This is a genomic window from Mesorhizobium sp. Primo-A, from assembly GCF_003997175.1.
GTDB lineage: Bacteria > Pseudomonadota > Alphaproteobacteria > Rhizobiales > Rhizobiaceae > Mesorhizobium > Mesorhizobium ciceri.
In genome coordinates this window covers 46,880-63,779 of the sequence record NZ_RZTG01000001.1, presented here as the reverse complement: position 1 = coordinate 63,779, position 16,900 = coordinate 46,880, and the positions used below count along the sequence as shown (strand labels likewise).

The 16,900-nt window shown below is 63.7% G+C and carries 17 protein-coding genes; 7 read left to right on the top strand and 10 right to left on the bottom strand.

The features are described from left to right. The first annotated feature begins 183 nt into the window (after window positions 1–183). Window positions 184–1,344, top strand: coding sequence for an efflux RND transporter periplasmic adaptor subunit (locus tag EOC83_RS00325; RefSeq protein ID WP_063170332.1), 1,161 nt, complete (start codon window positions 184–186; stop codon window positions 1,342–1,344). Next, window positions 1,341–4,472: an efflux RND transporter permease subunit gene (locus EOC83_RS00320; protein ID WP_063168964.1), complete on the top strand. Its 3,132-nt coding sequence runs from the start codon at window positions 1,341–1,343 to the stop codon at window positions 4,470–4,472. The genes EOC83_RS00325 and EOC83_RS00320 overlap by 4 nt, the downstream gene beginning before the upstream one ends. Before the next feature lie 64 nt (window positions 4,473–4,536). Here EOC83_RS00320 and EOC83_RS00315 read toward each other — a convergent pair whose 3' ends face one another. The 7 genes from EOC83_RS00315 to EOC83_RS00285 form a co-directional block, all read right to left on the bottom strand. Beyond that, entirely contained in the window at window positions 4,537–4,947 is a 411-nt protein-coding gene (locus EOC83_RS00315) for a GtrA family protein (protein WP_013529676.1), read from the bottom strand. Beyond that, window positions 4,944–5,753: a ChbG/HpnK family deacetylase gene (locus EOC83_RS00310; protein WP_063168965.1), complete on the bottom strand. Its 810-nt coding sequence runs from the start codon at window positions 5,751–5,753 to the stop codon at window positions 4,944–4,946. The genes EOC83_RS00315 and EOC83_RS00310 overlap by 4 nt, the downstream gene beginning before the upstream one ends. Beyond that, window positions 5,750–6,739, bottom strand: a complete 990-nt coding sequence (locus EOC83_RS00305; protein ID WP_063168966.1) for a glycosyltransferase family 2 protein — start codon at window positions 6,737–6,739, stop codon at window positions 5,750–5,752. Before EOC83_RS00305 ends, EOC83_RS00310 begins: the two co-directional genes overlap by 4 nt. After that, entirely contained in the window at window positions 6,732–7,895 is a 1,164-nt protein-coding gene (locus EOC83_RS00300; RefSeq protein WP_063168967.1) for a glycosyltransferase 87 family protein, read from the bottom strand. The genes EOC83_RS00305 and EOC83_RS00300 overlap by 8 nt, the downstream gene beginning before the upstream one ends. Window positions 7,896–8,076: 181 nt before the next feature. Next, window positions 8,077–8,475, bottom strand: a complete 399-nt coding sequence (locus EOC83_RS00295; protein WP_013529672.1) for a hypothetical protein — start codon at window positions 8,473–8,475, stop codon at window positions 8,077–8,079. Between the two features lie 97 nt (window positions 8,476–8,572). Beyond that, a complete protein-coding gene (locus tag EOC83_RS00290; protein ID WP_013529671.1) occupies window positions 8,573–9,610 on the bottom strand; it encodes a zinc-binding dehydrogenase in 1,038 nt (345 codons plus the stop codon). Window positions 9,611–9,663: 53 nt separating this feature from the next. After that, entirely contained in the window at window positions 9,664–10,905 is a 1,242-nt protein-coding gene (locus tag EOC83_RS00285; RefSeq protein WP_063168968.1) for an acyl-CoA dehydrogenase family protein, read from the bottom strand. 113 nt (window positions 10,906–11,018) lie between these two features. On the opposite strand from EOC83_RS00285, the gene EOC83_RS00280 reads away from it, so the two are divergent. The 5 genes from EOC83_RS00280 (at window position 11,019) to EOC83_RS00255 (ending at window position 14,643) form a co-directional block, all read left to right on the top strand. Continuing rightward, window positions 11,019–11,834: an SDR family oxidoreductase gene (locus EOC83_RS00280; RefSeq protein ID WP_063168969.1), complete on the top strand. Its 816-nt coding sequence runs from the start codon at window positions 11,019–11,021 to the stop codon at window positions 11,832–11,834. Between the two features lie 39 nt (window positions 11,835–11,873). After that, window positions 11,874–12,359 carry a MaoC family dehydratase gene (locus tag EOC83_RS00275; protein WP_263484965.1) on the top strand — a complete coding sequence of 162 codons (486 nt, stop codon included), beginning with the start codon at window positions 11,874–11,876 and terminating at the stop codon, window positions 12,357–12,359. Beyond that, window positions 12,356–13,387, top strand: a complete 1,032-nt coding sequence (locus EOC83_RS00270) for a phosphotransferase family protein (RefSeq protein ID WP_063168970.1) — start codon at window positions 12,356–12,358, stop codon at window positions 13,385–13,387. Before EOC83_RS00275 ends, EOC83_RS00270 begins: the two co-directional genes overlap by 4 nt. A gap of 165 nt (window positions 13,388–13,552) precedes the next feature. Next, complete coding sequence (locus tag EOC83_RS00260; protein ID WP_013529665.1) at window positions 13,553–14,197, top strand: TetR/AcrR family transcriptional regulator; 645 nt, start codon at window positions 13,553–13,555, stop codon at window positions 14,195–14,197. 197 nt (window positions 14,198–14,394) lie between these two features. After that, window positions 14,395–14,643: a DUF680 domain-containing protein gene (locus tag EOC83_RS00255; RefSeq protein WP_013529664.1), complete on the top strand. Its 249-nt coding sequence runs from the start codon at window positions 14,395–14,397 to the stop codon at window positions 14,641–14,643. Window positions 14,644–14,685: 42 nt separating this feature from the next. On the opposite strand, the gene EOC83_RS00250 is transcribed toward EOC83_RS00255, so the two are convergent. The 3 genes from EOC83_RS00250 to EOC83_RS00240 form a co-directional block, all read right to left on the bottom strand. Beyond that, window positions 14,686–15,735 carry a Gfo/Idh/MocA family oxidoreductase gene (locus EOC83_RS00250; RefSeq protein ID WP_063168971.1) on the bottom strand — a complete coding sequence of 350 codons (1,050 nt, stop codon included), beginning with the start codon at window positions 15,733–15,735 and terminating at the stop codon, window positions 14,686–14,688. Between the two features lie 69 nt (window positions 15,736–15,804). Further along, complete coding sequence (locus EOC83_RS00245) at window positions 15,805–16,590, bottom strand: ThuA domain-containing protein (protein ID WP_027161369.1); 786 nt, start codon at window positions 16,588–16,590, stop codon at window positions 15,805–15,807. A gap of 77 nt (window positions 16,591–16,667) precedes the next feature. Beyond that, complete coding sequence (locus EOC83_RS00240) at window positions 16,668–16,898, bottom strand: hypothetical protein (RefSeq protein WP_024502775.1); 231 nt, start codon at window positions 16,896–16,898, stop codon at window positions 16,668–16,670. Between the last annotated feature and the right edge of the window lie 2 nt (window positions 16,899–16,900).

Sequence of the window (16,900 nt, the reverse complement as noted above, 5' to 3'; positions counted from 1 at the left end):
ATGATCCGAAGCGTTACGCATATTTTCTCAAACGTTACATATATTTAATGTGCGCAGCCCCCGGAGAATTGTCATAAAGACGCGATATCGAGACGGCTTCTTTGCCTTACAATAGCCTCGCTGCGTCTGCTTCATTTCGGGAAACCGGTAGACGGAAGGATTGTTTTACCAACCGGAGTGCTGATGGCCGCCTGGAAACAGATACTTTTTGCACTCGTGGTGCTGGTGGTGGCGGCAGCCGCCTGGCTGCGCTTTTATCCCGGCGCACCGGACGTGCTGGCACGTTGGGGCATCGACTGGGCTTACGCGGCAACGCCCCCGGCTGAAACCGGTGCCGCCAACGCGAGGCAGGCAAACGGCCGCAACGGCAACCAGCGGGTGAACGTGGTCGCCTTGGCGGCCACTTCGGCTGTTATCAACGACCGCCTGCAGGCGATCGGCACCGGCCGTGCCAACGCCTCGGTGACCGTCAATCCTTACAGCTCCGGCCGCCTCGCCGAACTGCTGGTCGAATCCGGCAGCCATGTCGAGAAGGGACAGATCCTCGCCACCCTCGATTCCGAGACCGAAGTGATCTCTCAGGACCGTGCCAAGCTCGCCTTGCAGGACGCTCAGTCCAAGCTCGACCGCGTTAAGTCGCTGCGTGCCTCCAATGCCGCGACCCCGGTAGCCGTGGCTGATGCCGAGGTGGTGCTGGCGGGCGCCAAGCTGGCGCTTCAGGACGCGGAACTTGCACTGCAGCGCCGGTCGATCCTGGCGCCGATCGCCGGCACCGTCGGCATCCTGCCGATCTCGGCCGGCAATTACGTCACCAACCAGTCGGCCATCGCCACGCTCGACGACCGGTCCTCGATCCTGGTCGATTTCCTGGTACCCGAGCGCTTCGCCGCCGCCGTCAAGGTCGGTGCGCAATTGACGGCGACGCCGATCGCCAATCCCAGCAACGCCTATAGCGGCACCGTTTCGGCCATCGACAACCACATCGATGAAAAGAGTCGCACGCTGCTGGTCAAGGCCAAGATCGCCAACCCGGCCGATTCGCTGCGCGCCGGCATGTCGTTCGGCATCACCATGAAATTTCCGGGGCAAACCTATCCGGCCGTCAGCCCGCTGGCGATCCTGTGGGGGTCGGACGGCGCCTATGTCTGGCAGATCGAGGATGGCAAGGCCAGGCGGGTCCCGGTGCGCATCATCCAGCGCAACACCGAGACCGTGCTGATCGACGCCGAGATCGACAATGGCGACATGGTGGTCACAGAAGGCACCCAGAGCGTCAGCGAGGGCGGCGCGGTTCGCCTTGCCGGCGAAGAGCAGCGCGCCGCGGACGCCGCCGCAGGCTCATGACCGGAACCATCAACACCGCCAGCGAGACCGGCTTCACCGCCCTGTTCATCCGCAGGCCGGTCATGGCCTTCGTGCTCAACACACTGATTGCGGTCGCCGGCCTGGCCGCTTTCTACGGCGTCGAGATCCGCGAACTGCCTGATGTCGACCGCGCGGTCGTCACTGTTTCCACCACCTTCGAGGGCGCGGCGGCCGAGACCGTCGACCGCGAACTGACCGACACGATCGAGGGCGCCGTCGCCCGCGTCTCAGGCGTCAAGTCGATCTCGTCGTCTTCCTCGTTCGGCTCGAGCCGCGTCACCATCGAGTTCAACGACGGCGTCGATCTGAATGTCGCCGCCTCGGACGTGCGTGATGCTGTCGGCCGCGTCGCCAATCAGATGCCCGACACCGCCGATCCGCCGCGCATCGTCAAGGCCGACGCCAATTCCGACGCGGTGATGCGACTGGCGGTGACCTCGGACAACATGTCGATCCAGGACATGACCGTGGTGGTCCAGGACCAGATCGAGGACGAGCTTGCCGCCGTGCCCGGCGTTGCCGACGTCCAGGTCTATGGCGACCGCGACAAGATCTTTCGCATCGATGTCGACCAGAACAAGCTGGCCAGCCTCGGCTTCACGGTTGCCGATCTCAGGGCCGCCCTTGCCTCGGTCGCTTTCGATTCCCCTGCCGGTTCGATCACCACGACCAACCAGGACCTGATCGTCCGCACGACTGCCGACGTGACCACGCCGGAAGAGTTCGAAAACATCATTGTCGGCGGCACGACGCGCATCCGCGACGTCGCCACCGTCACGCTCGGTCCCGACGTCGGCCAGACCACGCTGCGCTCGGATGGCAAGACCGGCATCGGCATCGGCATCATCCGCCAGGCGGAATCGAACACGCTGGACATCTCGACCGGCGTCCAGTCCGCCGTCGCCAAGCTGCAGGAAAACCTGCCCAAGGGCATGTCGATCAAGATCACCAGCGACGACGCCGTCTTCGTCAAGGGCGCGGTGCACGAGGTCGAGATCGCACTCGGCCTGTCCGTGACCATGGTGCTGATCGTCATCTATGTGTTTCTCCTCGACTGGCGCGCGACGCTGATCCCCGGCCTGTCGATGCCGGTCGCCATGATCGGCACCATCGCTGCCATCTATCTGGCCGGCTTCTCGGTCAACATCCTGACCCTGCTCGCTCTGGTGCTGGCGACGGGACTGGTCGTCGACGACGCCATCGTCGTGCTCGAAAACATCGTGCGACGACGCAATGAAGGCATGGGGCCCCGCGCCGCCGCCGTGCTTGGCGCGCAGGAAGTGTTTTTCGCCGTCATTGCCACCACCTTGACGCTGGTCGCCGTCTTCGTGCCGATTTCGTTCCTGCCCGGCCAGACCGGCGGCCTGTTCCGCGAATTCGGCTTCGTGCTTGCCATGTCGGTGCTATTGTCCTGCGTTGTGGCGCTGACGCTGTGCCCGATGCTCGCCTCGCGCATGCTGACCAGCGCATCGCTCCACCACGAAGGGGGCCATGGCATCGGCGCCCGCATCGGCGGCGCGCTCAATACGGCCTACAAGCGCGGCCTACACGCCTGCCTCGACGCGCCATGGATCGTGCTTCTGGTCGCGGTGCTGTTTGCCGGCACCGCCTTCACGCTGTTCGGCACCATCCGCCAGGAGCTGACGCCGACCGAGGACCGCGCCGCCGTGCTTCTGCGCATCAGCGCCCCGCAAGGCGTCAGCCTCGACTATACGACGCAGCAGATGCAGAAGATCGAGAGACTGATCCAGCCGATGCGCGATTCCGGCGAGATCCGCTCGACCTTCGAGAATGCCGGCCAGAACGGCTCCTACAATTCCGGCTTCATGGTGATGACGTTGGCGCCGTGGAACGAGCGCAGCCGCAGCCAGCAGGAGATCATGGCCGAGATCAGCCAGTTGACCAGGCAGGTGCCGAGCGTGCGCATCTTCCCGGTACAGCCCAACAGCCTCGGCATCCGTGGCGCCGGCAACGGCCTGCAGTTCGCGCTGGTCGGCAACGACCGCAAGGCGCTCGGCGACGCAGCCGTGAAGATCATCGCCGAGATGCAGAAGGACGCGCGCTTCCAGACACCGCGCCTGTCGATCGACCCGACGCAACCGCAGCTCGCCGTGGCCATCGACCGCGAGCGCGCCTCCGACCTCGGCATCGACATATCGGGACTGGCCAACACCTTGCAGGCCATGCTCGACGGCAACGATGTCGTCGACGTCTACATTGCCGACCGCAGCTACGGCGTGAAGCTGGTCTCGACCACCAATCCGATCAACGATCCGACCGATCTGGAAAACATCTTCCTGAAGACGGCAGACGGACGTTTCGTGCCGATGTCGACCATCGCCACGCTGACCGAACGTGCCGTACCGCCATCGCTGTCGCGCGAACAGCAGCAGCCCTCGGTGGCCATCACCTCCAACCTCAGTGGCGACTTCGCGCTTGGCGACGCGCTCACCCGCGCCGAGGAGATCGCCACGCCGCTGCTGCCTGCGGGCAGCCGCATCCTGCCTCTGGCCGAGGCGGCGACGCTGGGCGAAACCAACAGCGCCATGATCACCATTTTCGGCTTCGCGCTGGTCATCATCCTTTTGGTGCTGGCCGCCCAGTTCGAAAGTTTCGTCAGTGCCGTCATCATCATGGCGACGGTGCCGCTCGGACTGGCCTGCGCGATTTTCGCGCTTCTGCTCTCGGGCACCAGTCTCAACGCCTACAGCCAGATCGGCCTGGTGCTTTTGGTTGGCGTCATGGCCAAGAACGGCATCCTGATCGTCGAATTCGCCAACCAGCTGCGCGATCGCGGGCTTGGCGTGCGCGAAGCGATCGAGCAGGCCTCGATCATCCGCGTGCGGCCGGTGATGATGACGATGATCTGCACCGTGCTCGGCGGCTTGCCGCTGGTGCTGGCGAGCGGCGCCGGTGCCGAGGCGCGCGTCGCGCTCGGCTGGGTTATCGTCGGCGGCCTGGGGTTGGCCACCGTCTCGACGCTGTTCCTGACGCCGGTCGCCTATCTCCTGCTTGGCCGCTTCGTGACGCCGAAGACCCATGAGGAAGCGCGACTGAAGCGCGAGTTGGAGGAAGCCGCCTACACCAATGTGGAACCGGCGGAGTAAAGAAATCCAGGGAAAAGTGTGTAGCGGTTTTCCGTCCGGAATTTCGTAAGAAAAATAGTTCCGCCTATCTCAAGAACCGGCCTTCGATCGACCAGCGCGCGGCGAGGAAATTCAGCACCGCCGCCACCACGACACCGGCGATCTTTGCCGGCCACACTCCGGCGATGCCGGCAAACAGCGCGATGGAGAGGCTGGAGACGCCGAGCGAAATCAGCCCTCCAAGCGAGGCGAAGCGAAGGAATGCGTCACGCAGCCGGATGGCTCGATTGCGCTCGAACGACCAGAAGCCGTTCGCCGCGAAGGAAAAGGTGACGGCGATGAACCAGGCAGCAACGTTGGCCGGCAGCGGCGAAGCACCGAGCTTGAGCAGCAGGAAGAAGCTGGCAAGGTCGATGGCCGTGTTCGCCAGTCCGACAATGGCAAAGCGGACGATCTTGTTGCCGGTCGAACGCGGGGGCCGCTCGGCGTCGTTCATCCCCTGCCATCCATGATTGCGACATTGGCGCGGGCCAGGCTGGCTCCGAACGCGTCCGATGCCAGGGCCGCGAATTCGACCTCGCGCACACCTTGCATCGTGTCGCGCGCGCGCAGCGTCTCGTCGACATGGCCGGGATGGCACATGAACAGCCCTTGTTCCGGCAACCCTTCGACGGCGGCCTGCAGAACCGCAGTGAACTTTTCGGGCTGCCGCCAGTCATAGATGCCGGCGAGCGGCTGGAAAACGATGAAGCCGGCGCGCTGCATCGAACGGTTGAACCCGGCAGCGAGCGCGGCAATCGCGGCGACCTTCGACCCTGCGGCCAGCGCCGGGCCGCCGCGTAGGGCCGGCCTGTCGGCGCCTTCTGGAAACCGCGCGCGCAGCCATGTGCGCACGACGGGAAGGAAATGCACATGCTGATGCCCGTCGACGAAATCGGGGCGGCGGCCAAGCGCCTCGACGAAGCGGCTGTACTGGGCGTCAAGCTCGGCATGAACATGGCGCTCGTCGATGCGGCCGCGCAGAACAGGCAAGGCCAGTGCGCGGAGCGGTGGCAGCCGGCCTTCCGGCGCCAGGTTCGACCGGCCGGTAATGGTCAACTGGTCGGTCAAGGTGAGATGCAGCCCGACCGCGGCCCGGCCGCACAGCGGTTTTATGCGCGCTGCCTCCGCTTCCCATTCCGGAAAGCCGGTCATGCAGCTGGTGCCGGTCAGGCGGCCGCGATCGAGCAGGTCGAGAATCGCGGCGGAAACGCCGGGCGCCAGGCCGTAATCGTCGGCGATCAGGCGGATGCGCCGCGTCATCTGTTCGAAGTGCCTGGCTCCGGCCGATCGGCGGGGGCCACGCTGCGCACGACGTCGCGCACGAGATAGACCGGGCGATCCTTGCTCTCGCTGAGCGTGACCCAGACGTATTCGCCGATCAGGCCAAGCAAGGTCAGGTTGAGGCCGCCGAGCAGGACGACGGCAACCAGCAGGCTGGGGTAGCCCGGAACGGCAATGCCGTAGAAGATCACCTCGAAGAGCACCTTGGCGCCATAGAGCGCACCGGCCAACGCCGCGAGCAGCCCGCTGAGGCTGATGAGACGCAAGGGAATGACGGAAAAGGAAGTAAAACCTTCGAGCGAGAAGGCGATCAGGTTGAGCCGGCTCCATTTCGACGTGCCGCTGGCGCGGCCTTCCGGCGAATAGGGCAACGCCTTCTGGCGAAAGCCGGCCCAGGCAAACAGGCCCTTGTTGAAGCGCCGCTTGTCGCGCAGGCTGGTCAGCGCGCGCGCCACGGCGCCGCGCATGACGCGAAAGTCGCCGGCATTTTCGGGAATATCGAAACGCTGGCTCGAGTTGATCAGGCTGTAGAAAAGCCGTGCAAGCTGGCTGCGCCGCCAGCTCGCCTCGCGGCGGTCGTTCTGCGCATAGACGACGTCGATGTCCGGATGGTCCACCAGCTCGGCGATCAGCTTCAGGCTGATGTCCAGGGAATGCTGGAGGTCGGCGTCCATGATCAGCACCATGTCGCCGCGCGACTGGTCGAGGCCGGCGAGCACCGCGACTTCCTTGCCGAAATTGCGGCTGAGGCGCACGATCTCCCACGACCCCGTCAGCGCTTGCGAAAACCGCACGGCGCCATCGTCACGACTGCCGTCATCGACCAGGATCTTGTGTACGGTCATGCCGAAGCGTTGTGCCACGGCCACTTCGAGCTCGCCCAGCAGGCGCGCGAAGGCCGATGCCGATGCCGCCTCGTTGAAGAACGGTGCGACGATATCGAGGCTCGGCCGCAACTCAACCATTGGCGACTCCCGCATTCACCACCTTTTCCCGTGCCTTGGCCCAGAACCACCAGATCAGCGAACCGGCGATAAAAGTGACGGCGACCGGCCGGAACCAGGGGAAGAGGAAATCGTGCACATGGCGCTCGACGCCGCTCAACCCGGTCACGAACAGCGTCGTCGACAGCACCGAGGCAAGGACGCCGCCCCGTTCTTCACGCCACAACAGGGCGATGGCAAGACCGGCTGGTACCGCGATCATGGCAAAGGTGTTTGGCTCGACGCGCGGGTTGAAGACGCACATGTAGAAAGTGGCTGTCAGGAAGATCGCCAGCGCCGCCTTTCCCTGTTCGAGCCTGCGGTCGAACCAGATGACGGCAGAAAGCGTAAACAGGGCCATGACCATGCGCACGATCGTTGCGCCGAATTCCGGTATCGGCAGTCCTATCGTGGTGAACGGTGCCGTGAAATCGGTGGGCACGAAATGGCTGGTGTTGTCGACGGCCATGGAGGTCAGCATCTGGATGAAGACACGATGCTGATCGTTGAGATAGCCGGCGGGAGCAAAAGCGTAAGGCAGTGCCAGCACGAACAGCAGCGCCAGCACCAGCACCGGTATCAGCCGGAGCCGAAGGGCTCCTACCAACAACAGCATTATGATCGCGGTCGGCTTGGCGATGATGGCAAGCGAAGCCCAGAAGAACGTCTCCGCCCGCCGCCCTTCCAGCGCCGACAGGGTGAGAAGCCAGCAAGCGCCGGTCAAAAGGATCGTCGCCTGGCCGTTGCGGATCGCCCCCACCGCCATCGGCAAAGCGAGGAAAAGACCGAAAGAAAGCAGCCATGTCAGTTCGCCGCCGCCGAGCTTGCGCACCTGCCGCATCGCGGCGTAGGTCAGCACCGCAAAGCCAATGGAATGCCAAACCAAGCCGCCCAGATGCGGACCAAGCTTGACTATTGGAGTGTAGAGCGCGGCAAAGGCCGGCGCGTAGAGATACCCCATCTCGGACTGGGTGTCGTAGAGCGGCAGACCGGCCTGAAGCGCCACGCTGCCGTCGATATAGGCCTGCCATACCGTCCGCGTGTGCGGTGACCACAGGACCAGGGCAAGAACGACCAGGAACGCTCCGATCCACAGGCCAAACCCCAAACGGTCGAAAACCGGCTTGGAAATCGTCATCAAGGCGCTCCACACAATCCCGGAACTGGATCAGTCCAGCCTGTCCCGGCATTCGATGGCGGCGGCATATCACGGACGAAGTGGCGTGGCATAGGGGGCTGACGAACGTCAGGGCCGCACCTCCTTCGCCTCGAATATGCGTTCCCACCTTCATGGCTGCCGTCCGAGGCTGGCGACCTGACTAATCGTCAGTGAATTCGGGCAAACGAAAATAGGGGTTGCGCGGATCAAAGGGATATTTCGGCTCGCCCTTACCAGCAAGAACAGCCCCCGGAATCAGCACGCCTTTCGGCCCGAACTGATAGTCGATGCCGGCACAGAGGTGAGCGAGATCCTGGTAGTTGAAACTGCGCAACGCACTGCCACCTTCAAATGCAGCTGTTTTGAGTTGCTCAGGCATGAGCGGCCCGATCATCCTGTCGCGATAGGCTTTGATCTTGGCCTTGTTGAGTCTGGAGGCCTGACATTCGGCGCCGACGACCCGCGCCAGCATGATGTTCCTGACCGCAGTCCCGGCAGGATCATCCAGCGGGGCCGAATATTTCTTGAGAAAGTAATTCGTACCGGGATCGTTCGTCATCGCCTTGCGCCAAAACGGCGGGAACTTTTCGGCAGCCTGTTCTCACAAGCAGCCCCTTTTTTGCAGTAACTGGACTTCGCTCGCCAGCCATTTTCGTTCAAGGCCGGATGAACACCTTGCCGTTGGGTTTGGCCAGTTCGGCTGGCAGCCGCGCCATTGCTTCGGCAAGCGGCACCACCGCCGTCACGTCGGTCGACCAGCGCCCATCGGAAAAACGCTTCTGCGCTTCCAGGATCGCCGGGCCGCGACGGTCGCGGAACTGGCGCATCCACTCACTCAGCCAAAACCCTTCGATATGCTTGTGCTGGAAGATCAGTTGGCCGGGCTCGCGGATAACGGTGGCTTCGGGATCGAGCCGCCCATAAATGATCCAGCGCGACCGCTTCGGCATGACGTCGAAGATGGCGGAGGCAAGCGGCCCGGTTACCGCGTCAAGGAAGATGCGCGGCTGTTCGGCCTTCATCACCTCGCGCAGCGCCGCCTTGAAATCCGGCGCCCTTTCATTGAGCACGTGCGCCGCGCCAAGCGCATTCAGAGCCGCGATCTGGTCGTCGCGGCGCACGGTGACGATCGGCCGGAAACCCTCTTCGCTGGCCAGGCCGATGATCAGCTTGCAGAGCTGGCTGGCGCCGGCGGTCATGACGAAGGCCTTCTCGCCTTCCTCCTTGACGATGTCGAACATGGCGAGCGCCGTGAGCGGGTTGACGATCATCGCCGCACCGTCCTCGTCGCGAACGGTGTCGAGCAGCGGGATGCAGGCAGCCGCCTCGGCGACGGCATAGTCGGCCCACGAGCCCCAGTTGGTGACGCCGGTGGCAAAGGCCACGCGCTTGCCGATCAGGCTTTTGGGATAGGGCTCGTCCCCGCTGGCGACGACAATGCCGACACCCTCGAAACCGGCCGGCTGGCCCTTGGCACGCGGCTGGCCGTACTGGCCCTTGACGAAGGCGACATCGGACGGATTGATCGAGGCGAGGCTGACCTTGATCAGCACCTGGCTGGGGCCCGGTGTCGGCACCGCGATGCTGCCCGGCTCGAGATAGGGCTCCATCGCCTCCAGCACACTGCCGCTCCGCGTCCTGGTGTAGCCATCGCCGACAAGCAGCAGCGCCTTCATTTCGGATGGGACGGTCATCGGAACACTCCTCGCTCGAGCCTCGAGTCGCGCCCGCATGACGATGCCGGCGCTCAAACCTTCTCCTGCGTGTATTTCCTCAACTCCGTCCGCGCCACCTGACGGCGATGCACGGCGTCCGGCCCGTCGGCAAGGCGCAAGGTCCGCAGATGCGTCCACGACCGCGCCAGCGGTGTGTCCTGGCTGATGCCTTGCGCGCCGAACATCTGCACCGCCTCGTCGGTGACCTTGAGCGCGACGCGCGGTGCGACCACCTTGATCTGGCTGATCCAGGGAGCAGCGGCCCGCGCATCGCCCTGGTCGATCATCCACGCCGCCTTGAGGCAGAGCAGCCGCGCCATCTCGATCTCCATGCGGCATTCGGCGATGATGTCGAAATTGGCGCCGAGCTTTGCCAGCTTCTGGCCGAAGGCCTCGCGGCGCACGGAACGCTGGCACAGCATCTCGAGCGCCATCTCGGCCTGTCCGATGGCGCGCATGCAGTGGTGGATGCGGCCGGGACCGAGCCGCCCTTGCGCGATCTCGAACCCCCTGCCCTCGCCGAGGATCAGGTTCGACGCCGGTACGCGCACATTGTCGAAGCGAAGATGCATGTGGCCATGCGGCGCGTCGTCATCGCCATAGACCTGCATGGCCCGCACCTTGGTCACGCCTTTGGTGTCTGATGGCACCAGGATCATCGAATGGCGGCGGTGCTGCGGCTCGTCATCGCCCCCGGTCCTGACCATGACGATGTAGATGGCGCAGCGCGGATCGCCGGCGCCCGAAGCCCACCATTTCTCGCCATTGAGCACATAGTCGCCGCCGTGGCGTTCACAACGCATGGCAATGTTGGTGGCATCGGATGAAGCGACATCCGGCTCGGTCATCAGATAGGCCGAGCGGATATTGCCGTCGAGCAGCGGTTCCAGCCATGCTTTCTTGTGGTCGGCCGAGCCGTATCGCTCCAGCACCTCCATGTTGCCGGTGTCGGGCGCCGAGCAGTTGAAGGTCTCGGCGCCGAGATGCGCCTTGCCCATCTCTTCGGCCAGATAGGCGTATTCGACAGTGGAAAGGCCATAGCCGCGTTCCGAGCCGGTCAGCCAGAAATTCCACAGGCCGCGCTCTCTTGCGGTCTTCTTCAGCCCTTCGAGGATCTCGCTCTGACGCGCACTGTAGACCCAGCGGCTGCCTGCCTTGCCCACTTCGCTGAGGAATTCATGGTCGAGCGGCATGATCTCGTCGCGCACCATGGCCGCGACGCGCGCGTGGATTGGCTTCAGCCGCTCGGTCATGCCGAGATTCATCTCCGTCATCGGTCGCTAACCCTTCATACACGCCAGGCATTTTGTCAGTGGCAAGGATGACCGTACTTCGGATAGCCTTGTCAACGAACTGTTTGCCCGCATGCCGAGCGCGGAGAATTGTGATGAGCTATCTGGACGAACTGTTTTCGGTGGCCGGCAAGACCGCGCTGGTGACGGGTGCGGCGACCGGCATCGGCCGCATGGCGGCGACCGCGCTGGTCAGGGCCGGCGCCAGCGTGATGATCGCGTCGCGCAAGGGCGAGGATTGTATCAAGGTCGCCGAAGAGTTGAACCAGCTTGGTGCACCGGGCCGGGCCGACGGCTTCGTCGGCGACGTTTCCAGCGAAGCCGGCATCGCCGCACTCGTCGCCGAGGTCAAATCGCGCACCGAACGGCTGAACATTCTGGTCAACAACGCCGGCGTCTCCTGGGGCGCGCCGCTGGAAAGCTTCCCCTATTCGGCATGGGCCAAGGTGTTTGGCGTCAACGTCACCGCGGTCTTCCATCTGACGCGCGAATTGCTGCGGCTGCTCGATGCCGCCGCCAGCGACGCCGATCCGGCCAGGGTGATCAACCTCGGTTCGGTAATGGGCACGCAGCCGCTGGCCGACGACGCCTATTCCTACACCGCCTCGAAGGCTGCGGTTCATCATCTGACGCGCACACTGGCGCTCGAGTTCGCCGCCCGCCGCATCACCGTCAACGCCTTTGCCCCCGGCCCCTTCCAGAGCCGGATGACGGCATTTGCCACCGCCACAGAGGAACAGGCCAGGCACGTCGGCAGCCATGTTCCGATCGGCCGTATCGGCGCACCGGATGACATCGCCGGCGCAACGCTCTATTTGTGCAGCCGTGCAGGCAGCTATGTCACTGGCGCCATCTTGCCGATCGACGGCGGACAGTCGGTGCAGCATGGGCTGACCTTGTTCAAGGAATGACATTTTCCGGCCACAGAAGCCGGGGGTGAACTGGAGGACATGAGCGTGGAACCGATCAGTCTCGATGTGCTTCTGGCCAGTGTCGGCAAGGAGGTCGGCGTGTCGCCGTGGCGGGTGGTCACGCAACGCATGATCGACCAGTTCGCCGACGCCACGGACGACCATCAGTTCATCCACTGCGATCCGGAGCGGGCGATGCGTGAAACGCCGTTCGGCGGCACCATCGCGCACGGCTTCCTGTCGCTGTCGCTGTTGTCGGCGATGACCTTCGAGACCATGCCGCCGCTGGAAAACGGCAAGATGGGCGTCAACCACGGCTTCGATTCGCTGCGCTTCCTGGCGCCGGTGAAAACCGGCGCGCGCATCCGCACGCGTTTCGTGCTGGCCGACGTCAAGGTCAGGCCGTCGGGCTGGGTGCAGACCGCGCATGACGTGACGATCGAGATCGAGGGTTCGAAGAAGCCGGCACTGACCGCGCGCTGGCTGACGCTGACCTTGATCGAACGCCAGCCCGAGACGGCATGAGTGATCCCGTTCTCGACCAGGCAGCGCTTGCGCCTTACCTCGAGGCGAACATACCGGGCTTTTCCGGGCTTGCGGCAGTCGAGAAGTTCAAATCCGGCCAATCGAACCCGACCTACCTTTTGACGGCGGCAAGCGGCCGTTACGTGCTGCGCGCCAAGCCGCCGGGGCAATTGCTGAAATCGGCGCACCAGGTCGACCGCGAATTCAGGGTGATGAGCGCGCTTGCCGGCACCGCCGTGCCTGTGCCGGCCATGCTGCATCTGTCGGCGGAAGGCTCGCCCATCGGCCGCATGTTCTACGTGATGGATTTCCTCGACGGCCGCATTTTCTGGGATCCGGCTCTGCCGGAGGCTGGCGACAATGATGAACGCGCCGCCATCTACGATGCCATGAACGACACCCTCGCCGCCCTGCACGAGGTCGATGTCGAGACTGTGGGGCTCGGCGATTTCGGCCGGCCGGGCAATTATTTCGAGCGCCAACTGGCGCGCTGGACGAGCCAGTACCGTGCCTCGGAAACCGGCACCGTCGCCGACATGGACCGGCTGATTGCCTGGTTGGAAACGCATATGCCCGTAGATGACGGCCGGATCTCACTGGTCCATGGCGACTACCGGCTGGACAATCTGATCTTCGCGCCGGACCGGCCAACGGTTCTGGCAGTGCTCGACTGGGAACTTTCGACATCAGGCCACCCCTTCGCCGATATCGCCTATCAATGCATGCAATGGCGGCTGCCGCACGCTTCCGGCTTTCGCGGCCTGGGCGGTATCGATCGTTCCGCACTCGGCCTGCCTTCCGAAGAGGACTACGTCGCCGCCTACTGCCGGCGGCGCGGGCTCACCGGTATCGGCAACTGGACGTTCTTCCTCGCCTTTTCCTTCTTCCGGCTGGCTGCCATCTGCCAGGGCGTCTTCAAGCGGGCGCTGGACGGCAACGCCTCCAATCCCGAGAAGGCGAAAACCTATGGCGAGGCGGTGAAACTGCTTTCGTGTCTTGCCGCAGAACTGATCGACAGGGAGGCGTGATGGGCCATTTCGAGAGAGGAACGGTGCTGATCACGGGGCTGCCAAAATTCGAAAAGCGTCGGCACGATCCGAAGCATACCGTTTGGGAACTTCCCGTGCCCTTGTCCGTTTCCGTACAGCGTATATAATTTAGCCAGCCACCAACCCAACCGAAGGCACCAGATCTTGCCGCAGAGCGTCCAGACACGCCGCGAGAAACAAAAAGCAGAACTGCGCTCCGAATTGCTCGAGGCCGCGCATAAGCTTGTCCAGGAAGAGGGCTATGAGGGCCTGACCATCCGCAAGCTGGCCAAGCGGGTCGGCTACGCCCCGATGTCCGTTTATTCCTACTTCGCCGACAAGCAGGACATCCTGTTCGCTCTGGCCGAGGACGCATTCGAGACGCTTGCTCGCCGCATCGAGGAGCATCCGTCCGATGATCCGATCGCAGCCTTGCAGGCGGTGATGACGGAATATGCCGCCTTCGGGCTCGGCAATCCCAACGAATACCGCACCGTATTCATGACCGAAAAGACCAAGCTGCCGGAAGGCAGGAGCTACGACGACATGGAAGAGAGCAACCCGGCGATGAAGGCGCTGATCAGCCGGGTCGAGGCCTGCGTTGCCGCCGGAAAATTGCAGGGCGATCCGCGCGCCATCGCCACCATGCTGTGGGCGGTTGGCCACGGCACGATCTCGCTGCTCATCACCTTTCCATTCTACCCCTTCGGCGACCCGCAGGCCTTCGTGAAGCGGATGTGCGATTTCACGCTCGCCACGCTCAGCACGCAAAACGTCCCGCCATTGACCGAGACACCGGTCAACTGCTGACCTTTCATTTCCATATTTTCTCTCCGCCCCAGCCAGACCCTGGGGGGATTTCTTGGTTAACGAAAAATTTATCGTACGCGTACGGTTTTCCCTTGAATTCCCAATCGACGGCGTATATGTACAGTCTATCGTACATGTACGAGAAAAATTCACCCGTCGGTACGAATTGAATTCGACCCGGAAACCGGAGACTGACAATGAAAAAGACACTCCTCACCCTCGCCGCCGTGCTGGCACTTTCGGGCTCGGCTTTCGCCGCCAACACCACCCATCCGGTCAAGCATGCGCCGGTGGCGGCCTGCGTTGACACCAAGACCAACCTGAAGCTCGATTGCGCTTCGACCGGTTCGGTCGAGAAGAAGGGTGCCACGGAAAACACCGCTGAAGGCAAGGGCCCGCGGCTCGGCATCAGCATCAATCCGTGGATTGTGCCGAGCGCATTCTGATATCAGCAAAGATCACGTCTGGCCGGCACAAGTCGGCCAGCTTCAAGCGACCGAAATCGGCAGCTTCGCCGCTGAACTTTCAAAGGCTGCGTCGATCAGCTTCTGCATGTCGGCGGCGCGCCGGAACGACGGATCGCCATTCCGGCCTGCATCCAGCGCATCGGCAAAGCGTCGCGCATTGCGCTTGACACTGGGCAGATCCAAAGTCCGCCAGCGCTGAAGATCGACATCCCCGCCGAGGCAGGCCGACAGGCTCGATGCCTTGCCGTCGGTCTCGACCTTGATGGCGCCCTGGGTGCCGTGCAGGGCCAGCGACAGATCGTTGGCGTGACCGGTCATGTAGCGGCTCGCCACGATCGTGGCGAGCGCGCCGCAATCGAGCCGCGCCGTCATTGCCACGCTGTCATTGGCGTCCAGCACATAGTCGCCGATGCGCTCGCCCTCGGCCTTCGGAAACGTCACCAGATCGGCATGCAGGCTGACGATATCCTGGCCGGCGCCATAGGTGGCGAAATCCAGGATATGGATGCCGACATCGCCCAGCACGCCGGTCGAACCGTGCCGGCTGGACAAGCGCCACAGCCATTTGTCCTCGACCCGCCAGTCACCCCATGATTTGCTGACCAGCCAGCTTTGCCGGTAGCTCGCCTCGACATGGCGCAATGCGCCGATCTCGCCGGCCTGAACCATGCGCCGCGCCTCGTGGATCGCCGGTGAGTTGCGATAGGTGAGGTTGACCATGTTGATCACCCCGGCAGCCTCGGCCGCTTCGGTCATAGCAAGTGCGTCGGCATGATTCGGCGCCAGCGGCTTTTCGCAAAACACATGTTTTCCTACGCCGAGCAGCGCCAGCGTCGTCGCCCTATGGGCACCATCCGGCGTCGCGTTGATGGCGGCATCGAACTGGCCCCAGGCGATCGCCGCCTCCAGGCTCTCGAAAGAATCGCCGATCTTGCTGGCCGCGGCGAACGCCGCAGCGCGACCGGGCACCTGGTCGACACAGGCGACGATGCTGCAGCCGGGAATCCCGGCAAACTCCTCGACATGATGCCCGGCGATACCGCCGGTGCCGAGCAGAAGAATTCGATGCATTAGCCCCAAGCCCCCAAAATCAACTCACGCCTTGGGCAACTCAGGCCCGATCAGCTCAGGCCGCCCCAATCAGCTCAGGCCCTTGTCGCCATCGGCATGCAGGCGCAGCCCCTTCTGCACGATCTTCTCCTTGGCCGCATCCGTCGGCACGTTCGGCGCATTGGTGATGCCGGACCAGGCCGGCGCCGGATTGTGCGCCCAATGGACGGCGTTGCGCAGCACCTGCTGCACGCCCTCATTGTGATAGATCGGATAGGTTTCGTGGCCGGGCGAGAAGTAGAAGATCCGTCCCGCGCCGCGCTGGTAGGTCAGCCCTGACCGGAACACCTCGCCGCCCTCGTACCAGGAGACGAACACCGTCTCCAGCGGCTCCGGCACCGCGAACGGCTCGCCATACATTTCGGTCTCGCCGATCTCCAGGCACTCGCCAATGCCTTGCGCGATCGGGTGGCCGCGGTTGATCGCCCAGACGCGCTCGCGCTCGCCCGCCTCGCGCCATTTCAGCGAACAGGGCGTGCCCATCAGCCGCTTGAAGATCTTCGAGTAGTGGCCGGAATGGAGCACGATCAGGCCCATCCCTTCCCAGACCCGCTTCTGCACCCGCTCGACGATCTCGTCCTTGACCTCGCCATGCGCCGCGTGGCCCCACCACAAAAGCACGTCGGTGGCCGCCAGGCGCTTTTCGCTCAGGCCGTGCTCGGGCTCCTGCAAGGTGGCGGTGGCCGCCTCGATGCCCTTGTCCTGGTTGAGCGCGGCGGCGATGGTGCCGTGCATCCCCAAGGGATAGAGTTCGCGCACGGCTTCATTGGTCTGCTCGTGGACGTTCTCGCCCCAAACGATCGCTTTTGTCGGCATTTTCATCTCCCAAAGCGCTTTAAATAGCACGCCCAAGGAGATTGAGAAGGTCCGATGCGATCTGGCCCGATGGAATACTAGGTCTTGCGCTTCTTGCGCCCCGGCACGGTCTTGGCCTTGCCCGGTTTCGCCGGTGCGCCGGGGATGGCGGTTCCGGTAATGGATACCGGATCGCTGGCCGGGAACGTGTCTTCGAGGCCTTCCTCGAGTTCCTCTTCGGCGCTCGGGGCTTCATGTCGCTCATGTTCGAGCGAGCGGACGGCCGATGTCTTTTTGACCGGCGACTTCGGCGCGGAATTCGACGGCATCG